At 55.0% G+C, this 11,161-nt stretch carries 10 protein-coding genes; 4 read left to right on the forward strand and 6 right to left on the reverse strand.

The window, feature by feature from the left end:
* The 4 genes from HMPREF2726_RS06755 to HMPREF2726_RS06770 form a co-directional block, all read right to left on the reverse strand.
* On the reverse strand, positions 1–256 hold a 256-nt coding region (locus HMPREF2726_RS06755; RefSeq protein ID WP_148132488.1), incomplete at its 3' end, for a helix-turn-helix domain-containing protein.
* A 175-nt stretch (positions 257–431) separates the two neighbouring features.
* Complete coding sequence (gene rsfS, locus HMPREF2726_RS06760; protein WP_039410466.1) at positions 432–818, reverse strand: ribosome silencing factor; 387 nt, start codon at positions 816–818, stop codon at positions 432–434.
* Between the two features lie 67 nt (positions 819–885).
* Positions 886–1,497 carry a nicotinate-nucleotide adenylyltransferase gene (nadD, locus tag HMPREF2726_RS06765; protein ID WP_070602738.1) on the reverse strand — a complete coding sequence of 204 codons (612 nt, stop codon included), beginning with the start codon at positions 1,495–1,497 and terminating at the stop codon, positions 886–888.
* A gap of 55 nt (positions 1,498–1,552) precedes the next feature.
* Positions 1,553–2,149 (reverse strand): beta-class carbonic anhydrase, encoded by a 597-nt coding sequence (locus tag HMPREF2726_RS06770; RefSeq protein ID WP_003764800.1) that lies wholly within the window; start codon positions 2,147–2,149, stop codon positions 1,553–1,555.
* Positions 2,150–2,309: 160 nt separating this feature from the next.
* On the opposite strand from HMPREF2726_RS06770, the gene HMPREF2726_RS06775 reads away from it, so the two are divergent.
* Positions 2,310–3,188: an NUDIX hydrolase gene (locus tag HMPREF2726_RS06775; RefSeq protein ID WP_070602742.1), complete on the forward strand. Its 879-nt coding sequence runs from the start codon at positions 2,310–2,312 to the stop codon at positions 3,186–3,188.
* Between the two features lie 81 nt (positions 3,189–3,269).
* Positions 3,270–4,208, forward strand: coding sequence for an ABC transporter ATP-binding protein (locus HMPREF2726_RS06780; RefSeq protein WP_070602776.1), 939 nt, complete (start codon positions 3,270–3,272; stop codon positions 4,206–4,208).
* Between the two features lie 97 nt (positions 4,209–4,305).
* On the opposite strand, the gene aldA is transcribed toward HMPREF2726_RS06780, so the two are convergent.
* Complete coding sequence (gene aldA / locus HMPREF2726_RS06785) at positions 4,306–5,748, reverse strand: aldehyde dehydrogenase (RefSeq protein ID WP_003760973.1); 1,443 nt, start codon at positions 5,746–5,748, stop codon at positions 4,306–4,308.
* Positions 5,749–5,955: 207 nt separating this feature from the next.
* On the opposite strand from aldA, the gene msrAB reads away from it, so the two are divergent.
* Positions 5,956–7,524: a bifunctional peptide-methionine (S)-S-oxide reductase MsrA/peptide-methionine (R)-S-oxide reductase MsrB gene (gene msrAB / locus HMPREF2726_RS06790; RefSeq protein WP_009312470.1), complete on the forward strand. Its 1,569-nt coding sequence runs from the start codon at positions 5,956–5,958 to the stop codon at positions 7,522–7,524.
* Between the two features lie 377 nt (positions 7,525–7,901).
* Here msrAB and rmuC read toward each other — a convergent pair whose 3' ends face one another.
* On the reverse strand, positions 7,902–9,401 hold the full coding sequence (gene rmuC / locus HMPREF2726_RS06795; protein WP_009312469.1) for a DNA recombination protein RmuC: 1,500 nt from the start codon (positions 9,399–9,401) through the stop codon (positions 7,902–7,904).
* 1,469 nt (positions 9,402–10,870) lie between these two features.
* Here rmuC and HMPREF2726_RS14415 point away from each other — a divergent pair.
* The coding region (locus tag HMPREF2726_RS14415) for a hypothetical protein (protein ID WP_210399684.1) at positions 10,871–11,161 on the forward strand (291 nt) is incomplete at its 3' end.

An 11,161-nucleotide genomic window follows, 5' to 3' on the forward strand; every position in this document is an offset into this window, starting at 1 on the left:
GGATAAGGGTGTCGATGTGTTGAATCAGCTGCGAATCGAGCTTATAAGGTTTTCGCTTACGCTGTTTGGTAAGCCGGCTTTGCTTCTGTGCTTTTTCGGCGCTGTATTGCTGTCCTTGGATGCAGTACCGCTTGATTTCGCGGCTGATGGTGCTTTTGTGGCGGTTAAGCTGTTTGGCGATTTCGGTGACGGTGCAGTGGCGTGACAGGTATTGTATATGGTATCGTTCGTCTTGGGTCAGTTGTGTGTAGCTCATGGCAATCTTTCTTGCAGGAAAGGCCGTATGCTACCGCATACTGGCCTTTTTCTGTTATGGAAAGTTGCACTTCAAATGAGAATCCGCCGTCGTCTGAAAGCTTCGGTTTGGGCAAAGGGGGGTAGGGCGTGCGCAATAAAGCCGTCTGTATGCACAGACGGCTTGGGATGATGGTTTAGTCGGCGGCGTGCCAGGGTTTTTGCGCGCCGGCGTGGAAGCTGGGTTTTTCGCCGCCCCAGAGGGTGTCGATGTCGTAGAAGTCGCGGACGGCGGGCAGCATGACGTGGACGACGAGGTCGCCTGCGTCAACGAGCGTCCATTCGCCGCTGTCGCCTTCGGTGCTGAGGATTTCGAAGCCGGCTTCTTTGAGGCTGACGGCGACGTTGTTGGCGAGGGCTTTGACTTGGCGGGTGCTGTCGCCGCTGGCGATGATCATGCGGGCGAACAGTGAGGTTTTTTCTTGGGTTTCGAGGACGGAGATGTCTTTGGCTTTGATGTCTTCGAGGGCTTCGACGGCGGTTTCGACCATTTTTTGCAGGTCTTGCAGTTCTTGTTCGTTCATTGTTTTCCTAATGGTGGGAATGAAATGGGGTTTGGACGGTATTATAACTTATCTGTATGAATTTACGCTATTTTCCGCTTTGGTACAGTTTGTGTTCGCGGATGTAGCGGGCGACTTGGGGCGGGAGGTCGTCTGAAAGTCTGCCGCTTTGGAGGGTTTGGCGGATTTGGGTGGAGGAGGTGTTGTGCAGGGGGGCGTTGAGGATGCGGACGCTGCCGTTTTGGAGGGCTTCGCCCAGCCAGGCGTGGAGTTCGCGCGGGGTTTGGTTGAGGTTGTCGCCTTGGCGCATGGCGACGGCGATGTGGGTTTGGCGCACGAGGGTCTGCCATTTTTTCCAAGTGTGCAGTTTCATGAGGCTGTCGCTGCCCATGAGCCACCAAAGTTGGGCGGCGGGAAATTGCTGGCGGAAGATTTGGACGGTGTCGAAGGTGTACGTTGCGCCGTCGCGGACGATGTCGCAGTCGCTGGCGGCGAAGCGGGGGTCGTCGGAGATGGCGAGTTCGGTCATGATGAGGCGGTCTTGGGCGGGGGCGCGGGACGGGTCTTTGTGGTAGGGGTCGCCTGCGGGCAGGAAGACGACGGTGTCGAGTCCGATTTCGTCGGCGAAGGCGCGGGCGATGTGGAGGTGGCCGTTGTGGATGGGGTCGAAGGTGCCGCCGAAAAGTCCGATGTTTTTCATGGGTGTCCTTGGGTGTGGTGTGCGCTCTGTTTGGGTTTCAGACGACCTGTCGGGTTTATGGGTTGGCGGGGTCGTCTGAAAGGCTTTTTGCCTCGGGGCTGCCGTCGACAACCAGGGTGAGTTTGCCGGTGGTCGGGTGGATGACGAGTCCGTGGACGGCGATGTCGGCGGGCATAAGCGGGTGGTTGCGGATGACTTTGACGGTGTGGCGGACGCTGTCTTCTACGTTGTCGAAACCAGTCAGCCAGTTGTCGAGGTCTATGCCGGCGTTGCGCAGGGTTTCGATGCGGTCGTCGGGGATGTCGCTTTCGTGTACTTTTTCAAGGAAACCGGCGGCGTTCAGCCCCTTCATGCCGCAGTCGTGGTGGGCGATGACCATGATTTCTTTGACTTTGAGTTCGAACACGGCGACCAAAAGGCTGCGCATGACGGAACCCCAAGGATGGGTAACGACCGCGCCGGCGTTTTTAATGAGCTTGGCGTCGCCGTTTTTCAGTCCGAGCGCGTCGGGCAGCAGCTCGATGATGCGCGCGTCCATGCAGGACAGGATGGCCAATTCGCGGCCGGGATATTTGTCAGTGAAATATTTTTCGTATTCGCCCGATTCGACAAAATTTTGGTTATAGGCGAGAATTTCGCTCAATTCGCTCATGGTGTTGGACCTCCGAAAGAATGGGACGATTATAGCGGTTTTCGGGCGGTTTGGCTTTGCAGCGTGTGCCGTCCGGCTATGGATAGAGTTGGTTGCAAATTGAAGCGGAGCAGATACAATCCGCTTTATGATTATGTATTGATTGGATTGAGGAACAGCCATGTCTTCGCGCCCTTGTTTTTCCGAAACGCTCGACCGCCGCACCCACGACGCGCTCTACGATTGGGCGCGGGCAAGTTACGGCGCGTCGGACGACTGGAACACGCTCTATCTAAACGGGCTGGCTTTGGGTCGTCTGAATCCGCTTTGGCGCGAACGGATCAAACAAGACTGGCAGGAAGGGCTTTCTGAAATTTCAGACGACCTCTGCCTGCAAACGGACAACTGGCTGGCGATGGGCGACAGTTTGCAGCACTTGGCGCACGAATGGAAAAGCCTCGGACTGCTGCACGGCTGGCGCGATGAAAAGTTTGACGTGTGCGACGACGCGGGCAAAGTGCTTTTTGTGTTGGAACGCGCCGCCTTCCGTCCGTTCGGACTCATGAGCCAAGCCGTCCACCTCAACGGACTGGTGCAAACCGACGGTGGCTGGCATTTTTGGATAGGCCGCCGCAGCCCGCACAAAGCCGTCGATCCCAACAAACTCGACAACCTCGTCGGCGGCGGCATTGCCAGCGGCGAAACCCCGTTTGAAGCCGTCTGCCGCGAAAGCGAAGAAGAAGCCGGACTGATGCCTCCCGCCCTCGACAACCTCCGAGCCGCCGCCCGAATCCACAGCCTGCGCCCCGTATCGCGCGGCATCCACAACGAAATCCTGCACATCTTCGACATCGTCCTGCCCGAAACCGTCCGCCCCGAAAACCAAGACGGCGAAGTCGCAGGGTTTGAATTGATGAACGTTTCGCAACTCGTCGAAACCATGTTGTCCCATACCATGATGCACGATGCCCAGCTCGTTACCCTCGAAGCCCTCAAACGCTACGGCGTGCTCGACAGGCAGCACCCGTTAAGCCTTTGGTTGGACAGCCTTTGCCGCTGAATGCAAAAAATAAAACAGTACAAAACCATTAACGTCCCGCCGTTTTCCTTTCCCGATTCCCCAAAAGGTCGTCTGAAACCCATGCTCCGACTTACCGACATCTGCAAACGCTTCGACAGCAAAACCGTCGCCGACCACATCAGCCTGACCGTCTCCGCAGGAGAAACCCTCGCCGTCCTCGGACGCTCCGGCTGCGGCAAATCCACCCTGCTCAAAATCATTGCCGGCATCGTCAAGCCCGACAGCGGCGAAGTCTGGCTGGACGGGCAGGACATCACCGCCGTCTCGCCCGAAAAACGCAACGTCTCGCTGATGTTTCAAGACTACGCCCTGTTCCCGCACCTGACCGCCCAAGAAAACGTCGGCTTCGGACTCAAAATGCGCCGCCTGCCCAAAGCCGAAATCGAAGCACAAACCATGCAGGCGCTGCGCGACATCGGTTTGGAAAACGAAGCCCGCCGCAAACCCGGCAGCCTCTCCGGCGGCGAACAGCAACGCCTCGCCCTCGCCCGCGCCCTGATTATCAAACCGTCCCTACTCCTCTTGGACGAAGCCTTCTCCAGCCTCGACACCCACCTGCGCCACACCCTCTACCGCCTGACCGACGAGAGCATCCGCCGTCAAAACATCCCCGCCGTCCTCGTAACCCATTCCCCCGAAGAAGCCGCCGCGCTGGCAGACCATATCGCCCTCATGCACGAAGGGCGCATCCTCCAATACGGCACGCCCGCCGAACTTTTTCGCCGCCCCGCCGACGCCCAAGCCGCCCGCCTGCTCGGGCTGCCCAACACCGACGATGCGCGCCACATCCCGACACACGCCATCCGTCCCGACTCGCAAGGCACACCCTGCCGCATCCTGTCCCTCACCCCTTTGCCCGACAGCCTGCGCCTGACTTTCGCCCACCCCGAATACGGCGAACTGACCACCCTGTTGCCCGCCGGACAGCTACCCGCCGGCGATACCGTGCCGATACATATCGATAAAGGACAAATCGTCTGGTTTGAACCGTCGCGATGATGTTTTGTGTCCCGCCTTAATACGTTGCGTCCGAACATAGAAAAAGGTCGTCTGAAAATTTTCAGACGACCTTTTATGTCAACACATCAAGGCGTTATCAAATATTGGTTTCCAGATAAACGACTTGGGTTTGCAGATATTCTTCCAAACCGTGTTTGCCGTCCGCGCCGCCGATACCGGATTTTTTCCAGCCAGCATGGAAACCCTGCATGGCTTCGAAGTTTTCGCGGTTGATGTAGGTTTCGCCGAATTGCAGGCGGCGGGTGACGTAGAAGGCTTCGTTCAGGTTGGTGGTGTAAACGGAGCTGGTCAGACCGAATTCGCAGTCGTTTGCCAAGGCGATGACTTGGTCGAGCGTGTCGAAAGTGGAAACAGGCAGGACGGGGCCGAAGGTTTCTTCCTTCATGATGTCCATGTTGTTGTCGGTGTCGGTCAGCAGGGTAGGCTCGAAGAAATAGCCGCGTCCTTCGGCGCGTTTGCCGCCGCAGACCAGCGTCGCACCTTGTTTGACGGCGCGTTCCACTTTTTCGGCAACGGCTTTGACGGCGCGCTCTTCAATCAGCGGGCCCATTTCCAGCGCGCCTGCTTCCGCTTCGGCAGGGTTGCCGTAGCGCACGCCTTTCATGGCGGCGGTCATTTTTTCAATGAACGCGTCTTTCAGGCTGCTGTGGACATAGACGCGCTCGGCGCAGTTGCAGATTTGACCGGTGTTGCCGACGCGCGAAGCCAAGATGGATTTCACTGCCAAGTCCAAATCCGCGTCTTTCAAAACGATGGCGGGCGCTTTGCCGCCGAGTTCCAGCGAGACTTTGGTGATGTTGGCGGAAGCAGCTTCCATCACTTGGCGGCCTGCTTCGACGGAGCCGGTCAGGCTGACCATATCGACTTGCGGATGGGCGGACAAGGCATTGCCGATTTCCGCGCCGGGGCCGTTCACCACGTTGAACACGCCTGCGGGCAGTCCGACCGCATCGACGATTTCGGCGAAGATGTGGCAGTTGATCGGGGTCACGCTGCTGGGTTTGACGACGATGGTGTTACCCGTGACCAAAGCAGGGCCCATTTTGCGGGCAATCAGGAAGAAGGGGAAGTTCCACGGCAGGATGCCTGCCACGACGCCCAGCGGACGTTTGAACAATAAAATGTTTTCGCGCGGGCGGTCGCTTTGGATGATTTCGCCTTCGTAACGGCGCGCCCATTCGGCTTGGTAATCGAGATAGTCGGCGGTGAACATGACTTCCACACGCGCCAAGTCTTTGGTTTTGCCGCCTTCAGCAACGATGGTGTCGGTCAACTCGTCGGCGCGTTCGCGTATGCCTTGGGCGATTTTGCGCAAATACGCGCCGCGTTCGACCGCAGGCAGCCGCTCCCATGCCGGTTGCGCCGCACGCGCCGCCGCTACGGCGCGGTCAACGTCCGCTTTGCCGCCTTTAGGTTCGCGGGCGATGGCCTCTTCGGTGGAAGGGTTCAATACGTCGCGCCATTCGCCGTTGAAATCGTTTTCAAAGCGTCCGTTGATGTACATGGCCAATTGTTTCATTTCAAGTTCTCCTGTTGTTGTAGTCGTGTGTAGTCAGTGTATGCCTTTTATGCCGCCGCTGCAATGGAAATGCTGTTTGAAAATGCAAATTTAATAATATAGGCGTTTATTTTCAGACGACCTTTTGCTTTTTTATGTGCAAGGCTGTAAGGTTTGGACATTCCCAACGTCTAATCATACAAACCGTCCACACAGGAAACATTAGAGATGAAACCCCGTACCTTCTTTTCCCTTTGCGCCAAGTTCGGCTGTCTGTTTGCGCTGGGTGCCTGTTCGCCCAAAATCGCCGATGCCGAAGCCGCGACCGTGCCGCACACCTTGTCCACTTTGAAAACCGCGGACAACCGCCCCGCCAGCGTTTATTTGAAAAAAGACAAACCCACCCTGATTAAATTCTGGGCGAGCTGGTGTCCTTTGTGTTTGTCCGAATTGGGACAAACCGAAAAATGGGCGCAGGATAAGCGGTTCGGCTCCGCCAACCTGATTACCGTCGCGTCTCCGGGCTTTCTGCACGAGAAAAAAGACGGCGACTTTCAAAAATGGTATGCCGGTTTGAACTATCCCAAGCTGCCCGTCGTGACCGACAACGGCGGCACCATCGCCCAAAGCCTGAATATCAGCGTTTACCCTTCGTGGGCGTTAATCGGTAAGGACGGCGACGTGCAGCGCATCGTCAAAGGCAGCATCAACGAAGCGCAGGCATTGGCGTTAATCCGCGACCCGAATGCCGATTTAGGTCGTCTGAAAAACGCGTTCTACAAACCCGACACACAGAAAAAGGATTCAAAAATCATGAATACGCGCACCATCTACCTCGCCGGCGGCTGCTTCTGGGGCTTGGAAGCCTATTTCCAACGCATAGACGGCGTGGTTGACGCAGTATCCGGCTACGCCAACGGCAAAACGAAAAATCCGAGCTACGAAGACGTGTCCTACCGCGATACGGGCCATGCCGAGACCGTCAAAGTCACCTACGATGCCGACAAACTCAGCCTCGACGACATCCTGCAATACTATTTCCGCGTCGTTGACCCGACCAGCCTCAACAAACAAGGCAACGACACCGGCACGCAATACCGCAGCGGCGTGTACTACACCGACCCCGCCGAAAAAGCCGTCATCGCCGCCGCCCTCAAACGCGAGCAGCAAAAATACAAACAGCCCCTCGTCGTCGAAAACGAGCCGCTGAAAAACTTCTACGACGCCGAGGAATACCATCAGGACTACCTGATTAAAAACCCCAACGGCTACTGCCACATCGACATCCGCAAAGCCGACGAACCGCTGCCGGGCAAAACCAAAGCCGCCCCGCAAGGCAAAGGCTTCGACGCGGCAACGTATAAAAAACCCAGCGATGCCGAACTCAAACGCATCCTGACCGAAGAGCAATACCAAGTTACTCAAAAAAGCGCGACCGAATACGCCTTCAGCCACGAATACGACCATCTGTTCAAACCCGGCATTTATGTGGACGTCGTCAGCGGCGAACCCCTGTTTTCTTCCGCCGACAAATTCGATTCCGGCTGCGGCTGGCCGAGCTTCACCCGCCCGATTAACGCCGCCGCCGTTACCGAACACGACGATTTCAGCTACAACATGCGCCGCACCGAAGTGCGCAGCCATGCCGCCGATTCGCACTTGGGACACGTCTTCGCCGACGGCCCCAAAGACAAAGGTGGCCTGCGCTACTGCATCAACGGCGCGAGCCTGAAATTCATCCCGCTGGAACAAATGGACGCGGCAGGCTACGGCGCATTGAAAGGCAAAGTGAAATAAAGGCGCGATAACACGAAAGGTCGTCTGAAAACGGCGTGGTAAGCAATTCATACCCGACCCGCCGTTTTTCAGACGACCTTTTTACCGCCACGATACTTGTTCTTTCCTCCGACAGCTAGAAACGCGGATTGCTGGCGAATAAGGTTTGAAACGATACAGTGGATTAACTTTAAACCAGTACGGCGTTACCTCGCCTTGGCTCAAAGAGACATTCTCTAAGGTGCTGAAGCACCAAGTGAATCGGTTTCTGTACTGTCTGTACTGTCTTGCGGTTTCATCGCCTTGTCCTGGTTTAAAGTTAATCCACTATAAAAGGATGCATCATGCGCCCTTTTTGTCTTTGATACGTCGTCTGAAATCCGACGACGGACAATCCGTCAATCTTCTTCCCCTTCCGGCAAACCCTTATCCTGCAAGGCGGATTCTTGGGCGGTTTCTGTCAAATCGCGTTGCAGGCGTTTGGTGGTTTTGACGCCCAGCGCACGCAGTTTCTCGGCGCGGCTGACGAGGTTGCCGCGTCCTTGCGAGAGCTGTTTGTAGGCTTGTTGGAACTGGCTTTGTGCTTGGTCGATGTTTTTGCCGACGGTCTCGAGCGTTTGGACAAAGCCGGTGAATTTGTCGTAAAGCCTGCCGCCTTCTGCCGCGATGGCGAGGGCGTTTTGGTTTTGTTGTTCGTTGCGCCAGATGTGGGCGACGGTGCGCAGGGTGGCGAGCAGCGTACTCGGGCCGACCGGCATGATGCGTTTGTCGAAACATTCTTGGAACAGGGCGGCATCGTGTTGCAGGGCGAGCAGGTAGGCGGGTTCGACGGGGATGAACATAAACACGAAGTCCAGCGTGCGCACGCCTTCGAGGTCGGTATAGTCTTTTTGCGACAGGCTGCGGATGTGGGCGCGGATGCTGGCGACGTGGGCGGCGAGTTCGCGTTCGGCGGTTGCGGCGTCGGCGGCTTGGGTGTAGCGGACGTAGGCGGTCAGCGAGACTTTGGAGTCGATGACGATTTGTTTGCCTTCGGGCAGGTTGACGAGGACGTCGGGCTGGAGGCGGCGCGCGCCGTCTTCTTCTTGGCGGACGGCGGCGGCTTGGACGGTGTATTCGCGCCCTTTTTGCAGGCCGGAATGTTCCAAAACGCTTTCCAAAATCATCTCGCCCCAGTTGCCTTGGGTTTTGTTTTGCGTGCCGGTGAGCGCGTCGGTGAGGGCTTTGGCGTCGCTGTGCAGTTGGGTGTTGAGGGTTTGCAGGCGTTTGAGTTCGTTTTCGAGGGTCAGCCGTTCGCGCGCTTCTTTTTCGTAGGTTTGCTGAACCAGCTCGCTGAAGCCGTGGATGCGTTCGTTGAGCGGGGTCAGCAGTTGGCTGAGGTGGTCGCGGTTTTGCTCGGTGAAGCGGCGGCTTTTCTCTTCCAAAATGGTGTTGGCGAGGTTTTGGAACTGGTCGCCCAAGCTTTGGCGGGCTTCGGCAAGGAGCTTGAGCTTTTCGTCGGCGGCGAGGCGTTCCTGTTCGAGCTGGATGTGGAGGCGTTCGTTGCGGACGTGCAGGTTGTGCGCGTTTTCCTGAAGCTCGGCGTAATCTTGTTTCAGACGACCTGCTTCCTGTTCGCGCTCTTGAAGATAGCCGATTTGGCGTTCGGCGGCGGCAAAGCGGTTGCCCAATTCCTGCAACTCGCCCTGCAAATCTTGGACATGATAGCGCGCGTCGGCAAGCTCGGATGCGGTTTGCGCCTGATTTTGTTCGGCAAATTCAAGATGCTGGCGGCACTCGGTAAGCGATTGCATCAGGGCAAACTGCTGCGTCTGCGCCTTGTTGCGGGCGAGCAGCCAAGTGATGAGCGCGCCGGACAAAAAGGCAAGCGCGGCGGTCAGAAGGAGCGGGGCATTCATAGGTCGTCTGAAAACGGAAAAAGCAAAAACGGCAATATAGCATGTTTGCAGGACAAGCTCGCTGCGCGCTTGAGTATAGTGGATTAACTTTAAACCGGTACGGCGTTGCCTCGCCTTGGCTCAAAGAGACATTCTCTAAGGTGCTGAAGCACCAAGTGAATCGGTTTCTGTACTGTCTGTACTGTCTTGCGGTTTCATCGCCTTGTCCTGATTTAGTTAAGCCACTATAGTTTATTGAGCGATATCACAAGAAAACAGCGGATTCCGGTTTGTCGGGCAGGGATTTTGGTTTCAGACGACCTGTTTTTGCCAAAAATGGATAGATCATTTAAAAAATGGCAATGGCGATTATAGTCTGAGGCTAAAAACCCAAAAGCCAAGCGGAAAAGTGTTGTTTTTTATCTAATTGAAAAATAAAAGGAAAATTTAAAAATTTTCTAAAATGATGTAATTTGGCAACAAAAAATCCGAGAGCATCTATTCTAAAATAAACAATTTGTAATCGGCTTGTAACTAAGACATCGGTGTCATTCTTCAAGACATCGGTGTCATTTTCAAAACTAAAAATAATTTATCAAAATAATCACATTAAAGCATTAATACCGCTATTTTCTTTACAAAAAAACTGTATAATTTATCAATTAAGGCGGTATCATGACACCTGTCGATATGGCAGACATGTCGACGACGAATACAAATGTTGTTAAATAACATTTGATTAATATGTAAAAGGATTGCCCGAAATGAAAAATTTATTGACCTTGGCCGCAGCCTCTTTAATCGGTATGGCCGGTGTTACCGCTTCAGCCTCTATGGTTGCCCGCAATATCGAAACCGCTGCAAAAAAATAATTTGAAAACAAACGAAATATTTTAAACGCTTCCCAAACCCCCACAAACAACCTTCCCGCCCGCGGCGGAGCGGCTTTCGGCTTTCAACCGATTCCGGCATCAGATGCCGACACAAGCGCGAACCGCAGACCGCCAAGTTCGGCGGCGGGAACAAAAGAAAGAGAGATGACCATGAAAAACTTAATTAAATTGGCAGCCGCCTCCCTGATTGGCATGTCCGGTCTGACCGCCAGCGCGACGACCGCCGCCAAAAACATCGCCGAAGCCGGCAAATAATCAGCCGATCCGACGATATATTGGATTAAATTTAAATCAGGACAAGGCAAGGCAACGCCGTACCGGTTGAAAGTTAATCCACTATAACATCCGCAACACAAACACAAGAAAGAGACTCAAAATGAAAGAATTGATCAAACTCGCCGCCGCATCGCTGATCGGTATGTCCGGTCTGACCGCAGGCGCGACCCACATCGCCGACAATATGCGTACCGCGATTAAAAAATAAGCTCGGGCTGTTTTAAATCCCCAAGCTGTCGGAAGTCAAAGCAAAGGTCGTCTGAAAAGTTTCAGACGACCTTTTTTGATTGGGTCGGGTTTCGGGAAAAGGGCGATTTCAAAATGGGCGCAGCCGTATCGGGAAAACGGTTTTCCTTTGGTCTGTCGGGAAAGCATGGTTTGCGGATTGTATGCCGCGTAGCCGAAAGCTGCCCTTTCTCGTTCTTTTGCGATCGGGTGGAGGAAAAGACAAACCTGCCCGTTATGTTGAAAAGGGGTCGTCTGAAACTTTTCAGACGACCCCTTGGCATTGAATCGGGTGTTCAGGCAAAGGTTGAACCGAATAAAAAACCGACTATCCGTTTCGTCGCGGATGGTCGGTTTTATAGTGGATTAACTTTAAACCGGTACGGC

It is taken from the genome of Neisseria sp. HMSC074B07 (assembly GCF_001810355.1).
Classification (GTDB): domain Bacteria; phylum Pseudomonadota; class Gammaproteobacteria; order Burkholderiales; family Neisseriaceae; genus Neisseria.